This is a genomic window from Kastovskya adunca, from assembly GCF_059505785.1.
The window spans coordinates 13,429-39,371 of sequence record NZ_JCACLG010000059.1 but is presented as its reverse complement, the minus strand read 5'-3'; the positions used below and the strand labels follow the sequence as shown (position 1 = coordinate 39,371).

Below are 25,943 nucleotides of genomic sequence, written 5' to 3'. Positions count from 1 at the left end.
ATCACTTACGAGGATTGGAAATGATTGACAACAGCCTGGGCGATCGCTGTTGTGCCATGTTTCTCTATCATCTCTTGACGGCGAGGCGGTTGGGGAGTTTGATGTAAAAATTCCCAACGGCTGCTAAAAAATTCCTGGGGAGCGAGAATTTGGTGATGGGCGTAGTTTTGGATACCCTCGATCAATAATGGGGCTTCTGCAAAGCCTTCGCGGGTAAGGGAAACAATCGGAACCTCCAGCCGCAAGGCTTCTGCGAAGGTGCTATATCCGGGTTTAGAGACTACTCGCCCGCAGATGGGCATAAAATCAACAGGGCGATAGTTATGCCGCCCGGTAATTTTGAGTAAATTAGGCAAAATCGGCGCTTTTTGGTCAAAGGTAATGAATTGCCAATCCGGGAAGGCGTGCAGGTTGTCGTAGGGAATTGCTTCTAAACTCAAACCGCCAAAGGTTAGCAAGATAGTTTTATCGGTAGGGGCGGTTAAGGAAAAGCGATCGCGCAATTCCTCTGGCGTATACTGCGGTATCCCTCCGGTTAAACCCACATCAGTAATTTCTGGGAAAGCCGACATCGGTTCGTGTAGAGGAAGGCGAAAGAGGCGATCGCATTGGCTATAACACTCACTTATCCCATCGGCGATTTCCCCAAACTCTCCTCCCCAATCTCGATAAATAAAGTCCCAGCCAAAATTACTGAGCATCCAGCAAGGAATCCCCGCAGATTTGCCAATTGAGGCAGCTAAAGGCGGGATATCTGCCAAGATTAACCCCACCCGATTCGTCCGGATAAAATTAACCTCACCCCTAATAATGGCATTTTGCGATCGCCGAATCTCCTGTAACTTCTCTAGGGTGGCGGCTTTATCCATAGTCAAACTATCAGACTGAATTACCCCCACATCAAAAGCACGAGGGCGATGGATAAAGTCACCAGGGATGTAAGACTCCAGCAACCATCGCGGTACTGTTGTCACCAGTACCAGCAAAATATCTGGGCATAGTTGCTGAATCGCCGCCGCAACAGAAGCCGCACGCACCGCATGACCGAATCCGTGGCTGGTAATGGCGATGTAAAGAACAGGTCGAGTCATTGATTAAAGTATGAAGTATGAAATATGAAGTATGAAGTGTAAGGGATATTCTCCCCATCACCTTATCTCCGGGCTACGCTAACATCTTCCCATCCCCTCATCCCCCTCTCCTTCTCTTATCTCCGCGTCCTCTGTGCCTGGTGTGGTTCATTAAACCCACCCCCATCAGGACTCAGCATTTATATCTTTCATCCTGCTTGAAACTAACCTTCAAAAACAGCACGCGGAAGCTCAAAACGAATCACACCGCTTTCCGAACCCTCGCCAATATTAACGAACCGATTCTTTTCTAAAACACGGATTGATGGCGTCAGTTCTGGCAATGTCTCCGCAATTACCCGATTTACTTGAGGATGAGTAAACGCCCAAGCCGTAATTTTGAATTCACTCAATGGCGATCGCTCCTCATGCATATTGCTTTCAAACACAGTAATCTCATGTATTAGGGGAACAGGGGTGATGGGGAGATGACGACTCACCGATTCACCAACTTCCTTCATACTTCATCCTTCATACTTCATACTTCATCCTTCATACTTTCTACGGCTTCCACCAACTGGTCAATCTCTGAGGGGAGGGTGAAGTAGTGGACGCAGGCGCGGATGCAGTCAGGATCGACGAGGGTTCGCAGCAAAAAGCCTTTTTGTTCTAGAGACTGCACTAATTGCTTGTGGGGCTTACCATTGGTGAGTTGGAAGGAAACCAGTCCGGCTTCGGGTGGGGAAGTTTTCAGACAGTGAACCTGATCGAGTTGGGAAAGTTTGCGCCAGAGATACTCGCTGAGTTTGCAGATTTGCTCGTACCGTTCTTGAGGGGTTCCCCAGGCAGAATGAGTAGCGATCGCTGCACGCAATCCGGCATACAAGGGGTAAGCGGAAGTCGCCACCTCATAGCGCTGTCCATCGGGCTTCCATCCGGTCGGTTCGCCTTTTTCCCCGAAGGTGATGCCCCGCCAACCGATAAAGGTTGGATGGAGGCTTTCTAAGGCATCAGGACGCACGTAAAGACCGCCAATCCCTTCCGGCCCGCAGAACCATTTATGCCCCGTGAAGGCGTAAAAATCCACGCCTAATTCTGGCAAGTTGAGGGGGAGAGAACCGGCTGACTGGGCAGCATCAGCGAGGATTCGCACGGGAGCGTCAGCGGTAGGATGGTTGCGGCAAGCGGCGACAATATCCGCCAGGGGTAAGATTTGCCCCGTGTTCCACAACAGATGACTGAGGACGACTAATTTTGTGCGCGATCGCAAATGCTCTGCGATCACCTCTACCGGATTACCCTCATTCAGGGTTGCCAGGATGGGGCAAGTAGAAACTTCGATATTGTAGCGGCGTTGCAGTTCGTAGGCTGTGGCGATAACGCCGGGGTGTTCGCAATCCGTCATAAGTAGATGATCTCCGGCTTGCCAATCAATGCCCCACATGGCGATATTGCAGCCAACCGTGACATTTTCCGTGAGGGTAATGCTGGATGTCGGTGCGCCCAACTCAGAGGCGATCGCTTCTCGCGTGGCATTCCCTTCCTCCATCAGCCAAGCATTCACCCCAGTGGAAAACGGCCCATTGTGCTGGATATATTGATAGGTCTGACTAATTGCATCTAGCGACGCCTGGGGCAGCGTTCCTTGCCCCCCAAAGTTGAAATAGGCTTTATTCGCCAACGCCGGAAATTGTTGTCGATGCAGGTCAATGCTACTCTGGGCGGGAAAAATGCCAGTCATATCCTAACGGTGCTTAATTACTCCTTGAATCTTAATTCTCTCGCTTAACCGCACTCTCATGCCAAGTCCGCCCCATTGCTACTTCAATATCGACCCCCACCACCTGAGCGGCTTTATGGATCATGATTCCACACCAACGCCCTCGCCGACGCGCAAAAGGGAGCAGGAATCCGGTTCCCCTTTCCCTCTGAGGGAACCGCAACACTTAATAATTGATGGAGGTTTGAGTCTAAATTAAAACTACTCAAATAGACGTTCTATCGGTTTAGTTTAATTTCGTAAAAAAATCATGGCTTAATGCTTTGTTTAACTATCAAATTTTTGCTATAAAAAAATATTATTTCATTTCATCAATATCAATCGCATTGGGTCTAAGTACAGGTACAACGGAAAAGGTTGGTCTTTGAGGATGTGCCATTTTTCCTTAAAGACTTCTGCTTGCAGATGGTAGTCTTGGGGGCTGGTGGGAGAGGAATGCAGCTTTAAATACAGCGTCATCCGGTGGGGTGTTTCACTGGTTTGAGCCAGCCAGCAGGGGAAAGTATTCTCCTGATTTGGGTTGTTGGTGAAAGTGAGCTGATGGGCGCGAATTCCGATGTGGGAGAGGGAGTCGGGGAGCGATTCGATCACCTGGAGAGTGCAGCCCCAGCCTGTTGCTTCTACTTGAGACGTAACAGTAACAACAGCGTTAGAGATGTTTTTGCATCCGGTCAATTGGGCAACCCGCTTTGTGGTAGGTCGGTCGAAAATATGATGTTTAGCACCGTAAGCGATCGCCTTTCCTTGTTCAATCACCAACAAATCTTGGCAAATTCGGTACGCCTCTTCCAGGTTGTGGGTCACAAATAAAGTGACTCCTTGATAAGTCGCTAGGGTTGAAATTAGTTGCTTTTCTAGCTGATCTCGCAGATGAGTATCCAGTGCCGAAAACGGTTCATCCATCAGTAGCACTTCCGGTTGACTCGCTAACGCCCTCGCCAAAGCGACTCGCTGCTGCTGCCCGCCGGATAATTGCTGCGGATAGCGATGTTCTAAACCTTGTAGCTGCACTAAAGCAATGTGTTCGGCAACACAGGCGCGAGCTTGAGCTGATGTCAGCTTGGGTAAGCCGTAGGCGATATTTTGAGCGACAGTGAGATGGGGGAACAGGGCATAATTTTGAAACAAAAAGCCGATGCGGCGATCGCGTGGCGGTAGGTTAATGCCTTTTTGGGAGTCAAACAAAACCCGCCCGTTTAATTCAATTCGACCGCGTTTGGGAGTTTCTAGTCCAGCAATGCAGCGCAGAGTCATACTTTTGCCGGAACCGGAAGCACCTAAAATGGAGAGCGTTTTCTCTACAGTGAATGCCACTTCTAGGGTCAGCGCTGGCAGTGGTTTCTGGATGTCCACTAAAAGTTTCATTAGACCTAGGTGATTTTGGTGTACTGCTTTGAACGCCAATCCTGGCGCTGGAGGCGACGCACCCAGAAGAGGAGGAAAAAGCACAAAATGGTCATCACCAATACCATCAGGTTAGCCAAGCCATACTGACTATTTTGCACGGCATCATAGATGGCTAGGGGTAAGGTTTGCGTGCGTCCGGGTATATTGCCTGCAATCATTAACGTTGCCCCAAATTCCCCTAGCGCTCTAGCTACCCCCAACAAAAGTCCGGCGAGAATTCCCTGTTGTGCCAAGGGTAGGGTGATTCGCCACAAGACTTCGAGTTCTGAGGAGCCGAGGGTACGCGCTGCCGACTCCAGTTCCGGATCTACTTGGGCGATCGCTGATCTCGCCGTTTCTACCATCAGCGGTAAACCGACCACGAAGGAAGCGATCGCGGCGGCTTCCCAGGTAAACAGCAGCCGTATCCCCAGCCACTGCACCACGGGGCCATCTCGACCCAAAAACAGCAATAGATAGTATCCCACGACACTAGGAGGCAGTACCAGAGGCAAATTCAGCAGCGTTTCCACAACTAGTTGACCGGGGAAGCGACTCCGCGCCAACAGGATCGATAACCCTAAACCCACCACCCCAATCAGCACCGAAGCAACTACCGTCACTTGCAGGGTGAGAATAAATGGCGACCAAATCATTGAGTTGCTTTTTCCCCAGGTAGGATAAAGCCGTATTTCCGCATCAGGGGTCTGCCTTGCTCACCATTGATAAACTCCGCAAAATGTCGGGCTTGCTCCTCATGGGGAGTATTTTTGATCACGGCTAGCACTTGGTCAAGGGGCTGGTGCAGTGATTCGGGGATTAGCACCCAGCGTCCCGAACCAATAACGCTCAAAGACAAGGCAGTAATTGACACATCCACGTTGCCAGTGACAGCATACTGATTGGTTTGACGCACGTTCTCCCCGAAAATCAGCTTCGGTTGGATTTGCTCCCAGATGCCTGCTGATTGCAAGGCTTCACGCGCCGCGATACCGTAGGGAGCATGAGCGGGATTGGCGATCGCCACTTGCTTGACTTCCGGTTTAGTCAAGTCCTGAATGTCTTTCAAGTCTAGGGGGCTGTCCTTTGGCATCCACATCGTAATGCGCCCGCGCCCGTACAGTTTTTTACTGTCGGGGATGACCGCGTCTTCTTTTTCTAGGCGTTCAATAAACGACCGATTAGCCGCCGCGAACAAATCGATGGGTGCGCCCTGCTGAATCTGTTCAGTCAGTTGACCTGTGGAGCCAAAGTTAAACTGAATTTTGTTTCCCGTTTCTTGCTCCCATAATGCCCCAATCTCCTGAAATACGTAGTTGAGGTCAGCCGCCGCCGCAACAGTCAGCGTCACGGGTTGAGCTTTTACGGGTAAAGTGGCTTGCTGCTGATTTTTTGTTTCTATCTGGTTACAGCCAACTACCACCAAAAATGTCACCAGTATCCCAGCCATTAAGCTAAGAATGCGTCTTTTTCTCATACTTGGTTTGAATGGCGAGTAAAACCGGATTGAGTGGAATAATACCAGAGGCGATCGCTCCTTGGTTCAAATCCCTGATTTCGACGTAAATTAATAACTAAAAGAGCAGCAAGCAAGAATAGCAATGAGTCAGTCAATTATAGTGAAACAATTAAAAGCCCAGGAGATTACACCTGAAAACTTTCAACCCTATGGACAAGTAATTTTTGCCTCTGAAGATGGCAAAGCTTACGATGCGAATGATGCTCAATTAAGCTTGCAAAATGGCACTCCTCGGTTTTATATCATGCGTCTGCCTAAAAAAGGTCGTAAGTTTCACAAAATCACCCGCCACCTTCACTGCACTCAATGTTTAGGTTCCCTAGAAGGAAAAGAGTGGTTCATTGCTGTAGCTCTAAAGAGTGATTCTGAACAACCTGTACTAGCAGGAATGGCTGCCTTTAAAATTCCAGGAAATTGTTTTATTAAGTTAGAGGCTGGCACTTGGCACGCTGGGCCTTATTTTGAAGAAGAGTTTATTGATTTTTATAATCTTGAATTGAGTGATACAAATGTTGTCGATCATTTCACTCACAACTTTCTTGAAAGCCAGCAGATGCAGTTTGAGATTGTCTAATCATTCAGTTACTGGAATTTATAGCGGTCTTGGTAGCTCAGGTAATTTCTTTTTTGTCCAGTACTAGATCTTATTTTAGCTAGCATTTTTCGCCTTTTTTCAAATCTATTTATTTAGGTTGACCTGCTGAGTTAAGTATACAAATTCTTTTTAAACCCTCAAAAATAACCTGTGAATGCTATATTTGACTACAGCATATACTGTAGTTTGAGTAAACTTTAAAAAGGATTAACAAAATGGTTGAAAAAGAGTTTATTGATGAGCTATTTAATAAATACAAGAACGGAAGGCAGGAGCTATCAACCTACAGCTCATATGTTTCAGGCTCTCAATATACTCTGCTCTTCCAAAAGAGTAGGAAATACCTCAAAACAGCTCAAAACATTTTGGATTGGGGAAGTGGGAATGGGCATTATTCTTTATTTTTGAGAAGAATGCAGAAAACTGTAAAAGCCTATTGTTTTGAATCCACTAATATTCCTGAACTTCAAAATGATGATTGTTATGAAGCAACATTTGGATCTACTAAAGATCCAATCATCCTTCCCTATGAATCATTAACTTTTGACGCTGTAGTATCTGTTGGAGTTTTAGAGCATGTCAGGGAAACAGGAGGAAATGAGATTAAAAGTCTCTGTGAGATAAATCGACTACTAAAAGATAATGGAATATTTATTTGTTATCACTTGCCAAACTATTATTCCTGGATTGAGTATGTAGTCAAAAAAATAAAGCCAAGTCAGTATGTACATCCATATAAATACAAAAGGAAAGATATAATTGATATGCTAGTCAGCACAAGGTTTAAAATTATAGAAATTAAGCGATATGGAATACTGCCAAGAAATATATTTGGCACCAAATTAATCCCAGAAGGTTTTAAAAATTCGCCTCTACTTTCTGATATTTATAATTCTATCGATATGATTCTGTCTTTGATGTTTTCATTTATATGCCAAAATTTCTTAATTATTGCTAAGAAAGATTTAGCAGCCGATCGCTATAGTGAAACCTAACACCCACACCGATAAGCTTATTTACTTTTAATACCCTGAAAAATTTCAACAGCTTTTAGAAAAACTGGGCATTTAAAAATACGGCATCAAACGCTTGACTGTGAGTGAACTTACAGAAGTCTCGCAATGTCCAGCAAATTCTACACCTAGGATGGAGAGATGTTCATCCTAGAATAGGGGTCTAATCCGGATAAAACCGTTTGATTGCGTCCTCTTTCCTTAGCTTGATAGAGTGCCTCGTCAGCGCTTTTTAGCAGTGCTTGCTCGTTTAGCGGCTCATCTTCGTTGGACACCACTCCTCCTAAACTTACGGTTATTGGGAGTTTTTCTCCAGCTATGAGGCAGATGGGGTCAAGTTCAATGGCGAGTCGCAACTGTTCTCCATACACCAAGGCTTGTAAGGGATTGATGCCTAGAGTAACGCAGATAAACTCTTCGCCGCCGTAGCGATACAGGGAACTTCCGGGGAGGCAATGGGATTGTAAGCGTTGAGCAACAATTCGCAGCACTTCATCCCCAATCAAGTGACCGTAGGTGTCGTTAACTTTTTTGAAATGGTCAACATCGATGAGCCAAACGTTCAAGTAGCGGTAGCGTTTGCCTTCAGAGCGTGCCCCAATTTGTTGTAAGAGTCCCGGCAAGGTGGTGTCTAGAGCGCGGCGATTGAGAACACCTGTGAGGGAATCGGTGAGGGTGAGGGATTCTAGGAGTTGGTTTTGATAACGGAGTTGCTGGTTGACTTCAATAAGCGATCGCGTCACTTTTCGCAGCCGCAAACCGACCCGAATACGTGCCCGCAACTCTTCTGGGGCAACAGGCTTGCAAATAAAATCATCCGCTCCGATATCTAACCCCGTCACTCGGTCAAAAATCTCGCGGCGTACTGTCAGCAAAATAAAGTAAATAAATGGCAATTGCGGATCTGACTTGATTTGCTGACACAAGTCAATTCCCGAAATTCCCGGCATCGACCAATCACAGATAATCAAATCCGGCGGCGATTCCTGAATGACAGACAACCCCGTTTCTCCACAGGTGACAGTTTCCACCTGATAAGCCGCCTCCCGAAGATAGTGGGAAATCAGCTTCAAAATTAACGGGTCATCATCAATAACTAAAATTCGTGAGGGTTGAGAGGGGGTCACAGGTGTAGGTTGTTCATATTTAACGTTGTTCATGGTAAGGAAGAGATGAAAGCCAGAAATCTGTAGCCTTGTGGCAAAAAGTTCTTCAAGAAATCAAAGATTGTTAAAAGCCGATGTGAGGGTTGAGGGAGGAGGTTATCCGCAGGGGCAATTCTCGTTATGGTAATACTCGTGAGTCACGGCATCAAATGCCGCCTGTAGTTGGGTTAGCAAAGCCGTAGCGCTTTCCCAACATCCCTGATGGGCTGTTTCTTCCAACTGGGTAGCGAGGGTATGCATCACTACCGCCCCGACATTGGCACTCGCTCCCCGCAGTTGATGAGCTTCCTTTCCCAGGGCTTCCGGATTGCCAGCCGTCGCCGCGATCTTGGCAGCCGCTAAATGACATCGGGCATCGCTGACAAACAAATCCAGGAGTTCTTTGGCAAAAATGCGATCGCCGCCAGAAATTTGCTGGAGATACTCCCAATTCAGAACGGCTTCAGTGGGGCTTTGGCTTTCGGGTGCGGTTGGCAATGACAGGCTTCCCCATCGTTGCAACGCCTCTTGCAATTCTTCTATCTTCACAGGCTTTGTAATGTAGTCATCCATCCCCGCCGCTAGGCATTCCTCGCGCACCCCCTCCATCGCATCCGCCGTCATCGCAATAATCCGGGGCTGCTGTCCCGGACGCGCCCGAATGCACTGGCTTGTCTCTATCCCATCCATTTCCGGCATTTGCAGATCCATTAGGATGACATCGTAGTTTTGGCGCTGCAAGGCTTCCAAGGCTTCTATCCCATTGCCAGCCACATCTCCTCGGTAGCCCATTCCTTGCAGCATCCTCAGTGCCACTTTTTGGTTCACGGCATTGTCTTCAACCAGTAAGATTTTGAGCGGGAGTTGTGTTGCCAAGTGGGAATTAATTTGTAGGGATTTAACGGGTACTGGAATCAAACGCCGATTTGCTCTTTGAGATTGGGAAGTAAAGACCCTCAGCAACACCTCATAAAGCTGGGAGCCTTTAATCGGTTTATTTAACCTGGCAGTAAAGCCCAGGCGATCGCTTCTAGTCTCTCGCACCCCCACCGAAGTCAACATCACCAAAGGTAGGGCGTTTTGGTCTAGGTGCTGGCGAATTTCTGCCGCCAGGGTAAGACCCTCCATTTCTAGCATTTGCATATCCAGAATCACTACATCAAAGCGATTGTCCTGACGAGAATCTGCCCCGGTACTCTGCACAAGGCACTTGAGCGCCTCCGTACCCGTCGCTGCCTCCTGAGGAATCATCCCCCATTTCTGAGCTTGTAAGCGCAAAATCTGGCGATTTGTAGCATTGTCATCCACAATCAGTAGGCGTTTGCCTTGCAATTGCGGTTGGCTTCCATGCAGGTAGATGCGGGGTTGACTAGGAGCCGCCGCCGCCACAATGGAAAAGTAAAAGGTAGACCCTTCCCCCACCTCACTTTCCACCCAAATTCTTCCTCCCATCAGTTCGCTCAAACGCATACTGATCGCTAACCCCAACCCTGTTCCGCCATATTGTCGGGTGGTTGTGGCATCAACTTGAGCAAAAGACTCAAAAATGATATCCATCCGGTTTGGCGGAATGCCAATCCCTGTATCTTTGACAGCAAACCGGATAACGTGGAAGTCTGCCTCCCGGCGATCGCTACTGAGAGGGCGAGAGGTAACAGAAATAACCACTTCCCCCTTTTGAGTAAACTTCACGGCATTACTCAGGAGATTGACAAGAATCTGACGCAAGCGCGTGACATCGCCAATCAGAGTATTAGGGATGTCGTCATCCATGAGATAAGCAACATCTAGCCCCTTGCTAGTTGCTTTTGTCACGATCAGATCGAGGGACTCCTCAATGCAGTCGCGCAAATCAAAAGGCGATCGCTCCAGCTCTAGCTTGCCCGCCTCTATTTTAGAAAAATCTAGAATGTCATTAATGATTGTTAAAAGGGCATCCCCACTGCGACGAATTGTTTCGACAAAATCCCGTTGTTCCTCAGTCAGGGAGGTATCCAGCAACAACCCAGTCATCCCAATCACCGCATTCATTGGAGTGCGAATTTCATGGCTCATGTTTGCCAAGAATTCCGACTTGAGGCTCGTTGCTGACTGTACTTCCTGAAAGGCAAGATCCAGTTGAGCATTCTTCTGCCGCAGTTCTGTTGTAACGCGCTGCATTTCTGCATCAGCGCCAATCTTACTTTGCCCCAGCAAAACAACAAAAAGCCCTAAGCACAAAAGCAAGAGTAAGGTGAGAAAAAGTAAGATGAATCCCCAGGATGAAGGATGAAGTGGGAAGGATGAAGTATGAAGTGTGGAGGATGAAGGATGAAGTGGGAAGGATGAAGTATGAAGTGTGGAGGATGAAGTAGCGATCGCTGTTTCTTGTTCCCCCCACTCGGCGGGGTTAGGGGGGATGGAGAACGGTCGGAGAGCGAGTGTCCATTGCCACCAAATGTAACTGGCAACGGATAAAAATGCCAGGGCACCAAGGGCAATCAGAGACAGCCTAGTTAGACAACGAGTTTGAGATTGGGAAATGCTGTCGGTGCCCATACGCACAACAATAAGGGTGAAAAATTTGCTTAACTTTCTTTGAAGGCGCGCCGTAATTTGTAAAAGTTTTTGCAACCATTAACTACATATCGTGAAAGTCTACTTTTAAGGCAATAGCTCTGTCATCCGCAGCCTTACGGTAAAAAACGTTGGTTTTCCCCTACCCTTAAAACCCAGAAAATCCGCTAGCGTTAAAATATGCTAATTACTGAAGACTTGTTGCTGCATTACAAACGCTGTCCGCGTCGAGCGTTTTTAGATATCTACAACGACCCGAATAGTAAAGACCGCGATCAGGATTTTCTCCTGAAGTTGCGCCAAGACAGCCTTGCTCATCGACAATCCATCCTGGCACTGACGACGGTACAACGCCCCTACTACCCCTCACGGGATTGGCAAGCTGGGGCAAACGCGACGCTGGAGTTAATGCAGCAAGGCGTTGAACAGATCACAAAAGGTGTTCTGATGCTGTCGTTGTCTGACGATTTGGCAGTCCCAAGCTTCAATTCCCTCTCCTACAATCACGGCAATGATTTGCCCCTAGTCACTTCCGGTTCTCCCATTGCGGTGACACTTGTCGCCTACCCCGATTTACTTACCAAACATCCTGGAAAATCTGACTTTGGCGATTGGATATACGTCCCCACCACCATCAAACTCGGTCGGCGTCCCAAGCCTGAGTATCAAATTGTGGCGGCGTTGCAAGCCCAACTGCTAGCAGCAACCCAGGGTGTTTGGTCAGAAACAGCCCAATTAATTTTGCGGAATCAAGATTCCTATTCCGTGAAGCTAGAACGATGGGTACCGCAGATGCAAACGGTACTGAAAAATTGCATCGAAACCCTGCTGGCGTCACCAGCCCCAGAGGTGTTTATTTCTCGACATCGCTGTAGTCTTTGTCATTGGTACAGCGACTGTTATGCCCAAGCTCAAGCCCAGCAGCACCTATCCCTCTTACCGGGAGTGACCCCCAGCCGTTACCAGGATTTGCAGATGCTAAACCTCACGACGCCGGAGTCCCTCGCCAATGCGAGTCCAGCACAACTAGAAACCGTCTTCGATGGGGAACTGACAACTCAACTGATTCGACAAGCCCAGGCGGTGGTGCAAAATCGAGCGATTTTGAAGACGGATTCTCCAACTAGTGGTGCGCTAACTATCCCTTCTGCGCTTGTGGAGCTTTATTTTGATATTGAGGCAGAACCGGAACGTCATCTCGATTATCTGCTGGGCGTGCTGGTGGTCGAACGGGAGGCTGAACGGGAAAGGTTCTATCCCTTTTTGGCAGAACAACCCTTTGAAGAAGCCGCCATCTGGCAGCAATTTTTAGAGTTAGTGGCGCGTTACCCCGATGCGCCGATATTTCACTATTCTGACTACGAAGTGGATACGGTAAAGCGGCTAGCTAAGCTTTACGAGACTCCACGCTCGTCAGTGAAATCTCTGCTATCTCGCTTTGTCGATGTGCATCAGTGCGTGATGGGGACGGTGACGTTTCCTGTAGAAAGCTATTCCCTGAAACATTTGGCTCACTGGCTGGGCTTTGAATGGCGAGATGCGGGGGCTTCGGGGGCGCAATGCGTCTGGTGGTATGACCAGTGGCTAAGGACGGGCGATCGCACTCTGCTAGAGGCGATTTTACGCTACAACGAAGATGATTGCCGCGCTACCTATCGATTGAAAACTTGGCTCTGCGAATTTCTACAAGCGGCTGCTACAAACTGCAACTGAATACAATTTTTCGTTAACTATAAAGTTTTGTAAAGATTTTTGTAGTCAATAGCGTTAGTAATTAGGACTACAACTAGCACTACTAAGTAAGTGTTACGTTAACAGTATCAAGATTTTAATCTACTTATTCAACACAACTTTTGCCGCAAGAGAGCTGAACTGTAATTAGGTAATTCCGTTATGCTCCCGATTTTTCTAGTTTTACTGGCAAGTGCGCTTTGTGGCGTCGGAGTGCTTCTACGTGCCTCTCATGAAATTTCTCGTCTGCTTGCTTTTGGTACGGTAATTATTTGCTCAATTTGGGCATTTACCATGGCTCCGTGGTTCATTCAAGTTTTAATATTAGTTGCTGTTTTGAGGATGAAGCGTTTGCACAGCTTCATTCCCGTTGAAGCTGTTCCCCAAACCTGCAATAACCGCAGAGTAGATTAAGTTGGTGTCGCAGACACGAAAAAGTTGGGCATTGCTGAGTAGGGGTTAGGGAGCAGGGGAGAAGTGATAGCCCTTAACCTCTAACCCTTCATACTTTATCCTTCACATTTCATCCTTCCTTCCCGACTCCCTTCATGCTTGACCCCGCTCCTAGGGGATTGTGAGAATTTTCAAAAAAGGAGTTGACAAAATCTAGTAGATGAGTGAATAATAGAAATCGGCGCAAAAATTGGGACTGTAGTTCAATTGGTTAGAGCACCGCCCTGTCACGGCGGAAGTTGCGGGTTCGAGCCCCGTCAGTCCCGTAAGATTAAAGAAAGAAGGATAAACGCAGGAATAATCAATTGCTGCTGTTGTCCTTCTTCTGTACTTTGAAGCGACAATAGAGAGGTCTTTTGTGACTGTGAGAGTCCGCATTGCCCCTAGTCCCACGGGCAATTTACATATTGGTACGGCAAGAACTGCTGTCTTTAACTGGCTATTTGCCCGTCACCACGGCGGCAAATTTATCCTCAGAATTGAAGATACCGACTTGACGCGATCGCGTCCGGAATATACCCAGAACATCCTCGACGGACTCAGTTGGTTAGGTTTGGATTGGGACGAAGGGCCAATCTTCCAGTCCAAGCGCTTAGAGCTTTATGAAAGAGCGACTCAAACTCTCTTAGATAACGGTTTGGCTTACCTCTGCTACTCCACAGAAGCGGAACTTGACGAAATGCGGGCTGCTCAAAAAGCCCGGAAACAGGCTCCGCGCTATGACAACCGCCACCGCAACCTCACCCCAGAACAACGCGCCGCCTTTGAAGCCGAAGGGCGCAGACCTGTGATTCGCTTCAAAATTGACGACGATCGGGAAATTGTCTGGAATGATTTAGTACGGGGCAAAATGACCTGGAAAGGAAGTGATCTGGGTGGCGATATGGTCATCGCCAGAGCTTCAGAGGATAATGCCATCGGTCAACCGTTGTATAACCTAGCAGTGGTGGTTGATGACATTGATATGCAGATTAGCCATGTCATCCGGGGCGAAGACCACATTGCGAATACGGCTAAACAAATTTTGCTCTACGAAGCAATGGGCGCAACAGTGCCAGAATTTGCCCACACCCCGTTGATTCTCAACACAGAAGGGCGCAAGCTCTCCAAACGTGATGGGGTGACTTCTATTTCTGAGTTTCAGCAGTTGGGCTATACCTCGGAGGCGATGGTCAACTACATGACCTTGCTGGGATGGTCGCCACCGGATTCGACGCAGGAAATCTTTACCCTAGATGAAGCCGCAAAACAATTTGGTTTTGAGCGCGTGAATAAGGCGGGGGCAAAGTTTGACTGGGCGAAGCTCGATTGGCTCAACGGTCAATATCTCCACGCCAAACCCGTACCGGAACTGCTAGAACAACTGATTCCCTTGTGGCAGGAAGCGGGATATGAATTTGACCCAGCGAGCGATCGCGTTTGGTTAGAACTATTGACAGACGTGCTGCGAGAGAGCCTGACGCGCCTGCCCGATGCGGTCGATATGAGCAAAATGTTCTTTACCGACTTGGTGGACTTTACCGACGAAGCAAGGGAACGCATCGCAGTGGAAGGAGCGCCAGCGGTATTGCAAGCGTTTTATGATCAGTTGGGCGATTACGAACAACTGAGTGCTGATGACGCGCAGCAGCTCGTCAAGCAGGTAACAAAAGCGCAGAATGTGAAAAAAGGTTTAATAATGCGATCGCTCCGAGCCGCTTTAACGGGTGATGTCAACGGGCCTGATTTGATTCAGTCCTGGGTCATCCTCCATCTCCAAGGACGCGATCGCCTGCGCTTACAGCAAGCACTAAACCAAATCAAATAAAACAAAGCTGCTGCGTCCTAAATTCACCATTCAGGAACAAACTTTACGGCTTTATCGTCAAAAATGGTAGCGACAGCGCATAATATTCCATAATCTACGCGCCGATAATAGCCGTTAAATGCATAAGCCAGTGGCGAAGCAAGGAACAAAATTTGGTGGGAGATCCAAGCGGGCAAGCGTACTTAGCTTGACCCTATGCACCGCTCACGCCTCGGCACTGGTTGCTGGGGCGTTAGCAGTCGGATCTGCCGCTCAAGCCCAGCCCGTTCAATCCCCACCCATCTTTGAAAACGTCAGGATCGGGCCAAGGTTTTCCCCAGACCCCTTAGTCATTCGCGGAATTAGTGGCGGTTCTGTTCCAGTAAGATCCATTGCTGGTCGCGCCGAAACTCCCACAGGCCCTTGTGTCGGTTTTGTCGATGAACAGCCTGACCATACCTTAGTGCTGACCTCTTTTTTCAACTTTCTCAGCCTGCAAGTAGAAAGCCCAGAAGACACCACCATTTTGATTAAAGGGCCAGGAGGAAGTTGGTGTAACGACGACTTACAGGGCAAAAACCCTGGTGCTGCAGGTCAATGGCTTGCAGGCACCTACGGGATCTGGATTGGGTCTTATGAAAAGAACCAGTACCATCCCTACGTCATTCGCCTTAGCGAAGTACAACTACTCAATCCTGGCCCCTTCCGGCGGTAATTTTTAATCCCTATTTTGCGAAGAGGCAGGGACATTTTTGAAGACGCGGAGAGTAAAAAATTCTCCGCGTTTGCTGTGTCTCAACGCTCAGAACTTAGCACTCAAATTTGGTTTCGCATAATACGAGCGTTTTACTGAGTTGGCTTGGGCAGATAGGCGGAACTTTGCCGTAGCTCCGCCTTGCCGGAATCGTTCTAAGGCATCGGACAAGATGGCACTCAGCAGTTACTTCATTATGAAGACACTTAGATAAACTGGGAATATCTCAACCGTACTTTCCGTCATTTCAGGGGCGGTTAATTCAAGATGATTGCGATTCTTGAGGAGATGTTATCTTTCTTCTGTGAGTACAGAACGATGACTGATTTACTAGAAAGAGCAATTGCGAAGCTCAAGACCTTACCTGCTAGCGAACAAGATGCGATCGCGGCAATGATTTTGGAAGAACTTGAAGATGAAGCTCGATGGGATGCAACCTTTGCGAAATCGCAAGATGTTCTTGCTAAGCTTGCAGCCGAAGCAATGGCTGAATATCGTGCAGGTAAAACCCAAGAATTAAATCCAGAGACCTTGTGAAGTCACGCACAACTGCTCAGTTCCGTAAGGCATTTGCGGAACTACCTGAGCAAGTTCAAGAGCAAACACGCAAAGCATATCGTCAGTTCAAGCAAAACCCTAATCATCCTAGTCTGCGCTTCAAAAAAGTACATCCAGAATTGCCAATTTACTCTGCTCGTATCAGCAGAAGTTATCGAGCAGTTGGACAGCTAGAGGGAGATACAGTCATCTGGTTTTGGGTCGGTTCCCATGCAGAATATGACAGGTTACTCTCTTAGTTGTAGCGCCAGCAGCCTAACCAGTGCGTTGCAGTGAATGGAGTAGATGTCTTGGTGCTGAGTTCAAGACTACTTACCGCCGCTGAACGCAACCGTTAGCTTGCTAAGTTATCTTTGGGGACGTAGCCGCTAGGTTGTTTGAAGAGCGATCGCATTTAGTTCAAACTTAGTGAGGCAAATATCTCCATCACTAAAATAGTTTGAGAGTCCTCAACAACTTTGCACGCCTGCTCAGACTTTTATTTCTCGCCAAATATTGGTCTACTCCTCACTATCCGCAAAATTGACTTTCTCGTAAATGTCTTTTAAAGGAATTTGAAACTCGACAGAACTTAGTTCAAGAACCGCTTCTTCAGATTCCTGCTCACTCAGTAACCATTTACCTTCAGCTAAATATTCTTCTGGCGTGTAGTAGCGTTTTTGTGTCTATAATTGCATATAAGATACCCGCTATTGCTCTACTTCTAATATTTTCTGAGCCGAAACGTGATCAGGCTCGATCTTCACTAATGGCTTCCATCCTAACTTTACTGAGTCTTGAATCGGATGCACTTCTGGCGTAGAAGCACGGTTGAACACTACATACAACTAGTCGTCCTGCTTCAACCGCTCCGCCGTCTTCTACTCATTAGTCGTTAACGCCACCTCACCTACAGCAGACCGTTCCTTGACCTCAATAAACCGAACGGCGATCGCCAACGTTATCGCGTTTGCTTGAACAATGGAATCAGGCTTTTAATCTCTCGCCAAATCTTGGACTGACTTGACGCTTGAGAACGCGGATGAGTCAAAATTCCCTGGCTGGGACTGAAGAGAAACGCCAGCATGAAAAAGCTAAAGGTAACTAAAACAATCGCGGGGCCAGAAGGGAGATTGAAGAAGTAGCTCAGATACATACCGCTGATGCTAGCAACTACGCCAATTACCGAACCTAAAATCATCATCTGGTGCAAACGACTGACTAATAAGTAGGCGGTGGCTCCGGGAGTAATCAGCATCGCCAGCACCAAAATAACACCAACGGCTTTGAGGCTGGCGACAATCGTCAGGGCTATCAAAATCATCAAGCCAAAGTCAAGGAGATTCGTCGGTAATCCTGCGGCTTGCGCCCCAACGGGATCGAAGGTGTAGAACATTAATTCCTTGTACAGCAGCACGACAATGGCAAGAACGATCGCTGTAATTACTGCTGTATTAATCACATCACCACTAGTGACAGCAAGGATATTGCCGAAGAGAAAGTGATTGAGGTCAATTTTGTTGTCTTTCTGAACGACGGTAATTAAGGTGATGCCGAGGGCAAAGAAGGCGGAAAAGACGATCCCCATCGCCGCGTCTTCTTTAATTTGCGATCGCGTCCGAATCCAGGTAATGACGATCGTACTAATGACTCCGGCAATAAACGCCCCCAAAAAGATGTCGGCTCCTACAATGTATGCCAGAGCTAATCCAGGTAAAACTGAGTGACTGATCGCATCTCCCAACAATGCCAGCCGTTGCACCATTAAGTAGCTGCCAACGGAGGCGCAAACGATACCGACTAAAACGGCGGTGAGCAGCGATCGCTGCATAAAGCTATATTGCAGCGGTTCTACTAACGCTTCTAACATAGTGTGTCCTTCAAATTGCAGGGTTGACGGTTAGTGACCACTTCCACCCTTCTACGCTGCCTGCTCGTTAAAAAACACAACTTGACCACCGTAGGCACGTTGTATGTTATCAGCCTTTAGTACCTGTTCGCGCCCCCCTGTGGCAATTAGCTCCCGATTCAGCAAAATCAAGTCGTCAAAGTTAGTAATCGCTTGTCCCAAGTCGTGGTGAACGACGAGTACGGTTTTGCACGCATCGGCAAGTTCGTGGAGGATATTGAAAATAACACCCTCAGTTTTCTTGTCAATTCCTGCTAGCGGTTCATCAAAAAAGAAAATCTCTGCATCTTCCGACAATGCTCGTGCCAAAAAGACGCGCTGCTGCTGTCCGCCGGAAAGCTGTCCGATGGGGCGGTCTCGAAATTCGCTCATCCCCACCCGCTCCAGCGCCTCGGCTGCTAAACGCCGGGATACCGTCGAAAAGCGGCGAAACCACCCTGTTTTCCGCACTCGTCCGATCAGGACGACATCCCACACGGTTGCTGGGTAAGTCCAGTCAATTTGCGATCGCTGCGGTACGTAAGCCACGTCTTCCAACTGCTCCATCAGGGGCTTATCTTTATATATTGCCGTACCGCTCGTTGGGGATACTAATCCCAACATGGCTTTCATTAAGGTACTTTTGCCAGCACCATTAGGCCCGATGATTCCTGTAAGTCGTCCGGGTTGAATCTCACAGTTGATATTGTTCAATGCCTCTACCAAGCGGTACTGCACCCCCAGGTGCTTAACGCTCAAAACTCTCTTACCGTTGCTCATGCAGTCCATGCAATAGTCTTCCTTAGTAATGTTCTGTTGCGAGTTTACTTCTGTTGTGAAACATTCCCTGGGCAAAAAATGAGATAAATATGAATATCGATTTAATCAAAAAATGAAACAAATATGAAAATAGTAATAGTATAGGATAAAAATGAGACAACTATGAAAATTAATATATCAATTGTATGAAAGTAAGGACTCAGTCGTGCGGTATAAAACAGCAATGGCTGATATTAATATCAACGCTTGTTGGCTTAGGACTGGGGCTGGGCGGCTGCAACACTCCCACCAACTCAACAGGGGAGCAGAAGCCCCGTGTTGTATCCACCAGCACTATAATTACCGACTTAACTGAGCAAGTGGGCGGAAACGAAATTGCGCTAACAGGCATCCTGGAACCAGGAGCAGACCCTCACACCTACGAACCAGTGCCTATTGATAGTCAGGTACTAGAAGAAGCTGATTTGATTCTCTACAACGGTTATAACCTAGAGCCAGGGTTGATTAGGCTGATTGATTCTTCTGGAGTTAATGCCAAGAAATTCGCCGTGGGGGAAGTGGTGCAACCGCTAGATTTTGACTACGAAGGCAGAAGAGAACCCGACCCCCATGTTTGGGGAAGTGCTGAAAACGCGATCGCCATGGTGAATGCAATTCGCGATCGCTTAATCGAGCTTTCCCCAGAAGACAAAGAGACATTCACAGAAAATGCTGCCCAGCTTACTGAGGAATTGCAGCGAGTAGATCAGTGGGTTACTCAGCAGATTCAAACCATTCCCGCCAATCAGCGAAGACTTGTCACTACCCACGATGCTTTTCAATACTACGCCCGCGCCTACGGTTTAGATGTAACGGGAACTCTGATTGGTATCAGCACCGAGGAGCAACCCAGCGCCCGAACGGTGAGTAGATTGTCGGATGCTGTCAAAGCGGCCAAAGTTCCAGCGATTTTTGCGGAAACAACGATCAACCCGGCATTAATTCGAACTGTCGCAGAGGAAGCGGGGGTGCAGTTAGCATCACAAGAACTCTACTCAGACTCGATTGGCGCACCAGGGGGCGAGGGAGATAGCTACATCAAGATGATAGTTGCTAATACCCGCACGATAGTAGAAGCCTTGGGAGGCAACTACACGGCTTTTGAGCAGCAGGAAGCTTCTTTGCTAGTGCGTTAAGTGCTGTTTATGTGGGAAAGGGGAAAAAAGGCTGTTGTCCCCTTTCTCCCAAGCTTGGGAGAAGGGGTTAGGGGATGAGGAATGAGTCAGATTGCGCTTATAAAGCTACCTTGGCTAATATCAAGTTGATCAATTTATTACGATTGATTTTGATGTTTTTAATGAACCATAAAGACGCATAAACGCGACAGCGGCTTGCCGAAGGCTAGAGCGCAAAGGAAAGAAAAATGTAGAGATTTTTTTAAATATTTAAGTTTTTATGACGATTACAATTTTATTTTGACAATCAAATATGGATCTAGCTAACTAATTATTCAATGATAGAACTATAAAATGCAAATAAAGACATCGCGACTTATTCTTAGAGAATTTATACGAGAGGATTTTCAGCAGCTAGCTCCACTACTTGCTAATCCACAAGTGATGAAATTCTCTACAATCGGTAGGCTCTCAGTCTCGCAAACGCAAGCAAAAGTCGAGAGTTTTATTAGTTCCTATTCCAGGTACGGTTTCGGAAAATGGGCTGTTGTTCTTAAAGAAAGTAAGGATTTGATAGGCTACTGCGGCATAGCAGTAGAAATTATTGATGACCAAGAGGAAAAAGAACTTGGATATCGATTAGATGAAAAATACTGGGGAAGAGGTTTGGCAACGGAAGCGGCTTCAGCGGCTTTAGAATATGGATTAAATAAACTTGAAATTGCCTATATTTTAGGAGTTGTGGAGCGGGAGAATATAGCTTCAGTTAAAGTTTTGAAGAAAATCGGAATGAAGTACGAAAAAAAGACCGTATTTCAGGGAGTAAGCATGGATGTTTATCGGATAGAAAAAGAAAAGCCCTCAGGATTCCAGTAGCGATGTCGTTACGGTTGTGTCGTGAGTCTGCTTGACTGACAGAGCTTTAACCCTTTAACCGGAGAAAGGGAGCTAGAGCCATTCAAGGTTTCTCATGCGTCCCTTTCGGGTTCTCTTGAGAGGGATTTAGGGTGAGGGGGAAAGACTTTTTTCAGTTAACTAGGTCGTGAGTAGAGATAAGGTTGGATAATAGATGCGATCGCAATAACCGTGATACATTGAGGAAACTAGTCGGTTCTGATGGAGAGCAGCCGTTAGAAGTAATGGGGAAAGTTCGGTGCAAATCCGACGCTGTCCCGCAACTGTAATGAAACCACTAAGGTTTCTTAGTCAGAATGCCCGCCGACGTTAAGAGTTACTTTGATATCCATCTGCGAGGTACAGATGAAGAATCGTTATGACCCAAACAACTTTATTTGTCTGCACCACCTGTGCTAGCACCTGGAAGGACGGCAAACCTATCGGTGTTAGCGGCGGGCAAAAACTTTTAGAACAACTTCAGCACCTCCAGCAAGGTGACAACTTCTCGATTCGCCCTGTCGAGTGCATGAGTGCTTGCAGCCATGCCTGTGTGGTTTCCTTCGCTGCCCCTGGAAAGTACACTTATGTGTTTGGCGACTTACCCGTTAATGACGAAGCATTACCTGTCACCTCAGCCGCCGTGCTGCAATGTGCTAGTCAGTACTCTGCCAAGTCAGATGGATTGTTGCCTTGGTCAGAACGACCAGAACCGCTGAAACGTAGCCTTTTAGCGAAGGTTCCGCCGCTTACTTGAGCAAAGACTAAAAAGCTTTCAATTAAGGAGTGAATTGTGGGTACAAAGATTCCCGTTACGGTTGTTACTGGCTTTTTGGGAGCAGGTAAAACAACGCTGGTGCGCCAGTTGCTGCAAAACAATCAAGGGCGACGTATTGCCGTGCTGGTGAATGAGTTTGGCGAAGTTGGCATTGATGGCGAACTGCTGCGTTCTTGCCAGGTTTGTGACGACGACGAAGACTCCATCAGCAATATTGTGGAATTGACGAATGGTTGCCTGTGCTGCACCGTACAGGAAGAGTTTTTGCCGACGATGCAAGAATTACTCAAGCGGCGCACTCGCCTCGATTGTATCGTGATCGAAACTTCCGGTCTAGCCTTACCAAAACCGTTGGTACAAGCCTTCCGTTGGCCAGAGGTTCGTACAGGCGCAACGGTGGATGGTGTGATTACGGTAGTTGATTGTGAGGCAGTCGCAGCCGGGACTCTAGCCTCTGATTTAGATGCTCTCAACACCCAACGGCAAGCTGACCCCAACTTAGAGCATGAAACGCCGATTGAGGAGTTGTTTGAAGACCAATTGGCTTGTGCGGATTTGGTGCTGCTGACTAAGGTTGATTTGGTGGATGAAGAAACCCGCCATAAGGTACAGCAGTGGTTACAGCAACAACTTCCTTCGGGAGTAAAGGTGGTGCCTTGCCGTAGCGGTGAAGTTAGCCCAGAGTTACTGCTAGGCTTCAATGCAGCGGTAGAGGATAACCTAGATAGCCGTCCTAGCCACCACGACACGGAAGAAGACCACGAGCATGATGATCAGGTGAACTCGATTCATGTAACCCTCGATCAAGCCTTTGAACCACAAGCACTAGTGAAGCGACTTTCGGCTTTAGTGGAACAGCAGGAAATTTACCGGATTAAGGGTTTTGTTGCCGTGCCGAACAAGTCGATGCGTTTGGTGCTGCAAGGCGTTGGGAAGCGGTTTGATTCCTTCTACGATCGCCCCTGGCAAGGGACGGAACCCCGTCAGACAAAGTTGGTGGTCATTGGTCGCGCTTTGGATCGGGTGCAAATCGAGCAAGCAATCCGGGGCGAAGTTCTGGTTGGCTGAGTCGCTTGCGGCTAGTCCATTCTTTGTTGAGTCCGCGCAGGCGGAATAAGCCTGGTTGAGGCGAGATTTCAGTCGTTATACCAATTCTCACCAAATACATTGCGCTTAATTCTCTTGGTGGTGTGCACACCACTATGGGTTAGGGGTGGGGTTCCGACATCGCATCAACCTAAATTGGTTTAGCTTTAATAAACCGCAGAGGCACAGAGGACGCGGAGGAGAGAAGAGGAGTATGGAGAGATTTGCCAGCCTACTCATAAAAAAAAGCCCCCCTTAAAAAGGGGGGTTGGGGGGATCTCCTGTTTTAATGACTGATGGCTAAGGATTAAGGACTAATAGCCGCAACCTTAACGTCCAATCCCAACGTAGCGGAATCCTGCCCGTTCTACGATTTCGCGATCGAGGAAGTTACGACCGTCGATGATCACAGGGTTGTTCATCAGCGATGCCATCTTGGGGAAATCTAGCTTCAGGAATTGCTGCCAGTCGGTTACGACTACCAAAGCGTCGCAGCAATCTGCCAAGCGTTCTGGATCGGTTTCTACCAGCACGCCCGTTAAGCCATGACGCATTCCGGTTTGGGAAACAATGGGGTCGTACGCTTTGACTTTTGCACCCAAGCGGTTCAACTGTTCGATCAAGTTGAGGGCGGGGGCGTCACGCATATCATCGGTGTCAGGCTTGAAGGTTAAGCCGAGTAAGCCGACGGTTTTGCCTTTGAGGATTTTCAGTTCTTGCTGGAGTTTTTCAACGGCCATTAAGCGCTGACGATGGTTGACGCTGACCGCCGCTTTGAGGAGGGTGGCGTCGTAGCCGTAGTCATCGGCGGTGTGAACCAAGGCAGAGACATCTTTAGGGAAGCAGGAGCCGCCCCAGCCAATCCCGGCTTGCAGAAATTTACTACCAATTCTGGAATCTAGACCAATACCTTTGGCAACCTGGGTAACATCAGCACCAACGCGATCGCAAATGTTAGCGACTTCGTTAATAAAGCTAATTTTGGTGGCGAGGAAGGCATTGGCAGCGTATTTCACCATCTCGGCTGAGCTGATGTCAGTGACGACTACAGGAACGGGTGCGGCGGCTTTGTCTTCGGCATGTTGGCGTTCGACAATCGGGGTATAGAGTTCTTTCATCATCGCGATCGCTTTCGGGCTGTTGCTCCCCAAAACGATGCGGTCAGGATTGAAGGTATCGTATACAGCGGAACCTTCCCGTAAGAACTCTGGGTTACTGACTACTTCAAAATCAGCGGCGACTTGGGTGATGACATCGTCGCTAACGCCTCCCGCACCGACTAACGCCTTCTGACGTTCGGCAACGCCATCTAAGACAATCATCCGTACCCAGTCACCAGAACCAATAGGTACGGTGGATTTGTTGACAATCACTTTGAAGCCGCCGTTGAGATGGTTACCAATGCCACGGGCGACAGCTTCGACGTAACGGGTGTCACTTTCGCCTGTCGGCATAGGTGGTGTCCCTACAGCAATGAAGAGAATTTCGCCATGCTCAACACCGGCTGCCAAATCAGCGGTAAATTCCAGACGCCCTGCTTGGGTAGAAGCCTGCATCAGCTCTGATAGTCCCGGCTCGTAGATGGGCGACTGTCCAGACTTCATCAATTTGACTTTCTCTTCGTTGTTATCAACGCAGATAACATGATGTCCGATATGAGCCAGGCAAACGCCAGTAACCAAACCAACATATCCAGTACCGATGACACAAACGCGCATGGGGAAGTCCTCAAGAATAGAATTTGGAAAGTTTTTTGGGCAGTATCTTGCTCGAAAACAGATTCAGTTAAAACACACAGCTCAACTTATAGTTGATTGGTTTTTCACAACGATGCCATGTGATTTTCTGGAGTGGAATTTAAGCGATCGCGAAAATCCTCAATGGTCATTTTTAATCCCTCTTCTAAGGGAATGGTGGGTTGCCAATCTAGCAGATTCTTCGCCCGCGTAATATCTGGACGACGGCGGCGCGGATCGTCTTCTGGCAAGGGTTTGAAGCTAAGTTTTGCGTCGGGATTGACCATCTTTTGAACCGCCTCAGCCAGTTCTAAAATGGTGTATTCATCAGGATTCCCTAAGTTGATGGGACCTGTATGTTCGCCATTCATCAGTCGCATCAGCCCTTCTACCAGGTCATATACGTAGCAGAAACTACGCGTTTGTGACCCGTCACCATACACGGTAAGGGCATTATTTCTGAGGGCTTGCACGACAAAGTTGCTCACCACGCGACCGTCGTTTTCTAACATGCGACTGCCGTAGGTGTTGAAAATCCGGGCAACGCGAATTTCCAAACCACCTTGTCTGTGGTAGTCAAAAGCCAGGGTTTCTGCAACACGCTTGCCTTCGTCATAACAGCTACGTATCCCAATGGGATTGACGTTACCTCTGTAGTCTTCTGATTGCGGATGAACTTCTGGGTCGCCGTACACTTCCGAGGTTGAAGCCAGTAGGAATCTTGCCTTTATCCGCTTGGCTAACCCCAACATATTCAGGGTTCCCAAAACGTTTGTTTTTATGGTTTTGACAGGATTGAACTGGTAGTGTATTGGCGAAGCTGGACAAGCTAGGTGATAGATTTGATCGACTTCTAAGCGAATTGGCTCAGTAATATCGTGCCTTATACATTCAAAATAGGGGTGATCTAGCCATTTGAGAATATTGCGCTTACTTCCGGTATAGAAGTTATCTAAACAAATGACTTCATGACCATCCACCATCAATCGATCGATGAGATGGGAACCGATAAAACCAGCACCACCCGTAACCAGAATTCTCATGCAACTGACTCTTATGGGTTGAAATCAATCTTAAACTAACCTTGGAACACAAAGGTGTCCAGATCTGTAGGGTTTTATCAAGTTATAGTGAAGAATTGTACATCTTATGGTAAAGACTCTTTGAACCTTGAAAAAGGGTGTACGAGAAAAGGCGATCGCTCTCATCCCAATCAAGGATTCAAACAACACTCTTGCTAGAGTCAGCGTCGCCCCAAGCTTCCTACTGGCGGGCAATCAAGAGAACTTAGCAACAACCCGC

The 25,943-nt window shown here is 47.7% G+C and carries 24 protein-coding genes, 1 tRNA gene and 1 riboswitch; of the genes, 13 read left to right on the top strand and 12 right to left on the bottom strand.

Going from position 1 to position 25,943, the window contains the following annotated elements:
- Positions 1-5: 5 nt before the first annotated feature.
- From AC5JR3_RS22420 to modA, 6 genes are all read right to left on the bottom strand, one after another.
- Positions 6-1,091, bottom strand: a complete 1,086-nt coding sequence (locus AC5JR3_RS22420) for a glycosyl transferase (protein ID WP_495848775.1) — start codon at positions 1,089-1,091, stop codon at positions 6-8.
- A 203-nt stretch (positions 1,092-1,294) separates the two neighbouring features.
- Positions 1,295-1,591, bottom strand: coding sequence for a GNAT family N-acetyltransferase (locus tag AC5JR3_RS22415; protein ID WP_495848774.1), 297 nt, complete (start codon positions 1,589-1,591; stop codon positions 1,295-1,297).
- 17 nt (positions 1,592-1,608) lie between these two features.
- Complete coding sequence (locus tag AC5JR3_RS22410; protein WP_495848773.1) at positions 1,609-2,811, bottom strand: aminotransferase class V-fold PLP-dependent enzyme; 1,203 nt, start codon at positions 2,809-2,811, stop codon at positions 1,609-1,611.
- A gap of 342 nt (positions 2,812-3,153) precedes the next feature.
- A complete protein-coding gene (locus AC5JR3_RS22405; RefSeq protein WP_495848772.1) occupies positions 3,154-4,215 on the bottom strand; it encodes a sulfate/molybdate ABC transporter ATP-binding protein in 1,062 nt (353 codons plus the stop codon).
- Positions 4,216-4,220: 5 nt separating this feature from the next.
- Positions 4,221-4,892 (bottom strand): molybdate ABC transporter permease subunit, encoded by a 672-nt coding sequence (modB, locus tag AC5JR3_RS22400; protein WP_495848771.1) that lies wholly within the window; start codon positions 4,890-4,892, stop codon positions 4,221-4,223.
- Positions 4,889-5,713 carry a molybdate ABC transporter substrate-binding protein gene (gene modA / locus AC5JR3_RS22395; RefSeq protein WP_495848770.1) on the bottom strand — a complete coding sequence of 275 codons (825 nt, stop codon included), beginning with the start codon at positions 5,711-5,713 and terminating at the stop codon, positions 4,889-4,891. Before modA ends, modB begins: the two co-directional genes overlap by 4 nt.
- A 124-nt stretch (positions 5,714-5,837) precedes the next feature.
- Here modA and AC5JR3_RS22390 point away from each other — a divergent pair, with 124 nt between their 5' ends.
- Both AC5JR3_RS22390 and AC5JR3_RS22385 read left to right on the top strand, forming a co-directional pair.
- The gene (locus AC5JR3_RS22390) at positions 5,838-6,329 is read left to right on the top strand and encodes an ureidoglycolate lyase (RefSeq protein ID WP_495848769.1); all 492 of its coding nucleotides are present in this window, start codon (positions 5,838-5,840) and stop codon (positions 6,327-6,329) included.
- 236 nt (positions 6,330-6,565) lie between these two features.
- On the top strand, positions 6,566-7,345 hold the full coding sequence (locus AC5JR3_RS22385) for a class I SAM-dependent methyltransferase (protein ID WP_495848768.1): 780 nt from the start codon (positions 6,566-6,568) through the stop codon (positions 7,343-7,345).
- Between the two features lie 146 nt (positions 7,346-7,491).
- Here the strand turns inward: AC5JR3_RS22385 and AC5JR3_RS22380 are convergent, their stop codons facing one another.
- Positions 7,492-8,523, bottom strand: coding sequence for a diguanylate cyclase (locus AC5JR3_RS22380; RefSeq protein ID WP_495848767.1), 1,032 nt, complete (start codon positions 8,521-8,523; stop codon positions 7,492-7,494).
- Between the two features lie 102 nt (positions 8,524-8,625).
- Positions 8,626-11,046, bottom strand: a complete 2,421-nt coding sequence (locus tag AC5JR3_RS22375; RefSeq protein ID WP_495848766.1) for a response regulator — start codon at positions 11,044-11,046, stop codon at positions 8,626-8,628.
- 198 nt (positions 11,047-11,244) lie between these two features.
- On the opposite strand from AC5JR3_RS22375, the gene AC5JR3_RS22370 reads away from it, so the two are divergent.
- The 7 genes from AC5JR3_RS22370 to AC5JR3_RS22340 all read left to right on the top strand — a co-directional run bounded on the left by AC5JR3_RS22370 (position 11,245) and on the right by AC5JR3_RS22340 (position 16,585).
- Positions 11,245-12,777 carry a TM0106 family RecB-like putative nuclease gene (locus tag AC5JR3_RS22370; protein ID WP_495848765.1) on the top strand — a complete coding sequence of 511 codons (1,533 nt, stop codon included), beginning with the start codon at positions 11,245-11,247 and terminating at the stop codon, positions 12,775-12,777.
- Positions 12,778-12,957: 180 nt separating this feature from the next.
- The gene (locus AC5JR3_RS22365; RefSeq protein WP_495848764.1) at positions 12,958-13,209 is read left to right on the top strand and encodes a hypothetical protein; all 252 of its coding nucleotides are present in this window, start codon (positions 12,958-12,960) and stop codon (positions 13,207-13,209) included.
- Positions 13,210-13,440: 231 nt separating this feature from the next.
- Positions 13,441-13,514, top strand: a tRNA-Asp gene (locus AC5JR3_RS22360).
- Positions 13,515-13,606: 92 nt separating this feature from the next.
- Positions 13,607-15,055 carry a glutamate--tRNA ligase gene (gene gltX / locus AC5JR3_RS22355; protein ID WP_495848763.1) on the top strand — a complete coding sequence of 483 codons (1,449 nt, stop codon included), beginning with the start codon at positions 13,607-13,609 and terminating at the stop codon, positions 15,053-15,055.
- Between the two features lie 187 nt (positions 15,056-15,242).
- Positions 15,243-15,749 carry a hypothetical protein gene (locus tag AC5JR3_RS22350; protein ID WP_495848762.1) on the top strand — a complete coding sequence of 169 codons (507 nt, stop codon included), beginning with the start codon at positions 15,243-15,245 and terminating at the stop codon, positions 15,747-15,749.
- A gap of 357 nt (positions 15,750-16,106) precedes the next feature.
- Positions 16,107-16,325 carry a hypothetical protein gene (locus AC5JR3_RS22345; protein WP_495848852.1) on the top strand — a complete coding sequence of 73 codons (219 nt, stop codon included), beginning with the start codon at positions 16,107-16,109 and terminating at the stop codon, positions 16,323-16,325.
- The gene (locus AC5JR3_RS22340; protein WP_495848761.1) at positions 16,322-16,585 is read left to right on the top strand and encodes a type II toxin-antitoxin system RelE family toxin; all 264 of its coding nucleotides are present in this window, start codon (positions 16,322-16,324) and stop codon (positions 16,583-16,585) included. Before AC5JR3_RS22345 ends, AC5JR3_RS22340 begins: the two co-directional genes overlap by 4 nt.
- A gap of 701 nt (positions 16,586-17,286) precedes the next feature.
- On the opposite strand, the gene AC5JR3_RS22335 is transcribed toward AC5JR3_RS22340, so the two are convergent.
- Together AC5JR3_RS22335 and AC5JR3_RS22330 are read right to left on the bottom strand one after the other, a co-directional pair.
- Complete coding sequence (locus AC5JR3_RS22335; protein ID WP_495848760.1) at positions 17,287-18,195, bottom strand: metal ABC transporter permease; 909 nt, start codon at positions 18,193-18,195, stop codon at positions 17,287-17,289.
- Between the two features lie 51 nt (positions 18,196-18,246).
- The gene (locus AC5JR3_RS22330; protein ID WP_495848851.1) at positions 18,247-18,993 is read right to left on the bottom strand and encodes a metal ABC transporter ATP-binding protein; all 747 of its coding nucleotides are present in this window, start codon (positions 18,991-18,993) and stop codon (positions 18,247-18,249) included.
- A gap of 185 nt (positions 18,994-19,178) precedes the next feature.
- Here AC5JR3_RS22330 and AC5JR3_RS22325 point away from each other — a divergent pair, with 185 nt between their 5' ends.
- The 4 genes from AC5JR3_RS22325 to cobW all read left to right on the top strand — a co-directional run bounded on the left by AC5JR3_RS22325 (position 19,179) and on the right by cobW (position 22,887).
- Positions 19,179-20,168: a metal ABC transporter substrate-binding protein gene (locus AC5JR3_RS22325; RefSeq protein ID WP_495848759.1), complete on the top strand. Its 990-nt coding sequence runs from the start codon at positions 19,179-19,181 to the stop codon at positions 20,166-20,168.
- Positions 20,169-20,501: 333 nt separating this feature from the next.
- Positions 20,502-21,023 (top strand): GNAT family N-acetyltransferase, encoded by a 522-nt coding sequence (locus AC5JR3_RS22320; RefSeq protein ID WP_495848758.1) that lies wholly within the window; start codon positions 20,502-20,504, stop codon positions 21,021-21,023.
- 215 nt (positions 21,024-21,238) lie between these two features.
- Positions 21,239-21,384, top strand: a riboswitch (cobalamin riboswitch).
- Between the two features lie 36 nt (positions 21,385-21,420).
- Positions 21,421-21,798, top strand: coding sequence for a DUF1636 domain-containing protein (locus AC5JR3_RS22315; protein WP_495848757.1), 378 nt, complete (start codon positions 21,421-21,423; stop codon positions 21,796-21,798).
- Between the two features lie 36 nt (positions 21,799-21,834).
- A complete protein-coding gene (cobW, locus tag AC5JR3_RS22310) occupies positions 21,835-22,887 on the top strand; it encodes a cobalamin biosynthesis protein CobW (RefSeq protein ID WP_495848756.1) in 1,053 nt (350 codons plus the stop codon).
- Positions 22,888-23,234: 347 nt separating this feature from the next.
- Here cobW and AC5JR3_RS22305 read toward each other — a convergent pair whose 3' ends face one another.
- Together AC5JR3_RS22305 and AC5JR3_RS22300 are read right to left on the bottom strand one after the other, a co-directional pair.
- Positions 23,235-24,623: a UDP-glucose dehydrogenase family protein gene (locus tag AC5JR3_RS22305; RefSeq protein WP_495848755.1), complete on the bottom strand. Its 1,389-nt coding sequence runs from the start codon at positions 24,621-24,623 to the stop codon at positions 23,235-23,237.
- A 104-nt stretch (positions 24,624-24,727) separates the two neighbouring features.
- On the bottom strand, positions 24,728-25,684 hold the full coding sequence (locus AC5JR3_RS22300) for a UDP-glucuronic acid decarboxylase family protein (protein ID WP_495848754.1): 957 nt from the start codon (positions 25,682-25,684) through the stop codon (positions 24,728-24,730).
- Positions 25,685-25,943 lie beyond the last annotated feature (259 nt).

What these genes read in the sequence shown, in the direction of transcription:
- AC5JR3_RS22375 (WP_495848766.1), bottom strand. Translation starts at nt 11,046, where the DNA reads ATGGGCACCGACAGCATTTCCCAATCTCAAACTCGTTGTCTAACTAGG.
- AC5JR3_RS22380 (WP_495848767.1), bottom strand. Translation starts at nt 8,523, where the DNA reads ATGAACAACGTTAAATATGAACAACCTACACCTGTGACCCCCTCTCAA.
- AC5JR3_RS22345 (WP_495848852.1), top strand. Translation starts at nt 16,107, where the DNA reads ATGACTGATTTACTAGAAAGAGCAATTGCGAAGCTCAAGACCTTACCT.
- AC5JR3_RS22405 (WP_495848772.1), bottom strand. Translation starts at nt 4,215, where the DNA reads ATGAAACTTTTAGTGGACATCCAGAAACCACTGCCAGCGCTGACCCTA.
- AC5JR3_RS22365 (WP_495848764.1), top strand. Translation starts at nt 12,958, where the DNA reads ATGCTCCCGATTTTTCTAGTTTTACTGGCAAGTGCGCTTTGTGGCGTC.
- AC5JR3_RS22410 (WP_495848773.1), bottom strand. Translation starts at nt 2,811, where the DNA reads ATGACTGGCATTTTTCCCGCCCAGAGTAGCATTGACCTGCATCGACAA.
- AC5JR3_RS22320 (WP_495848758.1), top strand. Translation starts at nt 20,502, where the DNA reads ATGCAAATAAAGACATCGCGACTTATTCTTAGAGAATTTATACGAGAG.
- AC5JR3_RS22335 (WP_495848760.1), bottom strand. Translation starts at nt 18,195, where the DNA reads ATGTTAGAAGCGTTAGTAGAACCGCTGCAATATAGCTTTATGCAGCGA.
- AC5JR3_RS22315 (WP_495848757.1), top strand. Translation starts at nt 21,421, where the DNA reads ATGACCCAAACAACTTTATTTGTCTGCACCACCTGTGCTAGCACCTGG.
- AC5JR3_RS22300 (WP_495848754.1), bottom strand. Translation starts at nt 25,684, where the DNA reads ATGAGAATTCTGGTTACGGGTGGTGCTGGTTTTATCGGTTCCCATCTC.
- AC5JR3_RS22420 (WP_495848775.1), bottom strand. Translation starts at nt 1,091, where the DNA reads ATGACTCGACCTGTTCTTTACATCGCCATTACCAGCCACGGATTCGGT.
- AC5JR3_RS22370 (WP_495848765.1), top strand. Translation starts at nt 11,245, where the DNA reads ATGCTAATTACTGAAGACTTGTTGCTGCATTACAAACGCTGTCCGCGT.
- AC5JR3_RS22325 (WP_495848759.1), top strand. Translation starts at nt 19,179, where the DNA reads ATGAAAGTAAGGACTCAGTCGTGCGGTATAAAACAGCAATGGCTGATA.
- AC5JR3_RS22305 (WP_495848755.1), bottom strand. Translation starts at nt 24,623, where the DNA reads ATGCGCGTTTGTGTCATCGGTACTGGATATGTTGGTTTGGTTACTGGC.
- AC5JR3_RS22390 (WP_495848769.1), top strand. Translation starts at nt 5,838, where the DNA reads ATGAGTCAGTCAATTATAGTGAAACAATTAAAAGCCCAGGAGATTACA.
- AC5JR3_RS22415 (WP_495848774.1), bottom strand. Translation starts at nt 1,591, where the DNA reads ATGAAGGAAGTTGGTGAATCGGTGAGTCGTCATCTCCCCATCACCCCT.
- modB (WP_495848771.1), bottom strand. Translation starts at nt 4,892, where the DNA reads ATGATTTGGTCGCCATTTATTCTCACCCTGCAAGTGACGGTAGTTGCT.
- modA (WP_495848770.1), bottom strand. Translation starts at nt 5,713, where the DNA reads ATGAGAAAAAGACGCATTCTTAGCTTAATGGCTGGGATACTGGTGACA.
- AC5JR3_RS22330 (WP_495848851.1), bottom strand. Translation starts at nt 18,993, where the DNA reads ATGAGCAACGGTAAGAGAGTTTTGAGCGTTAAGCACCTGGGGGTGCAG.
- AC5JR3_RS22385 (WP_495848768.1), top strand. Translation starts at nt 6,566, where the DNA reads ATGGTTGAAAAAGAGTTTATTGATGAGCTATTTAATAAATACAAGAAC.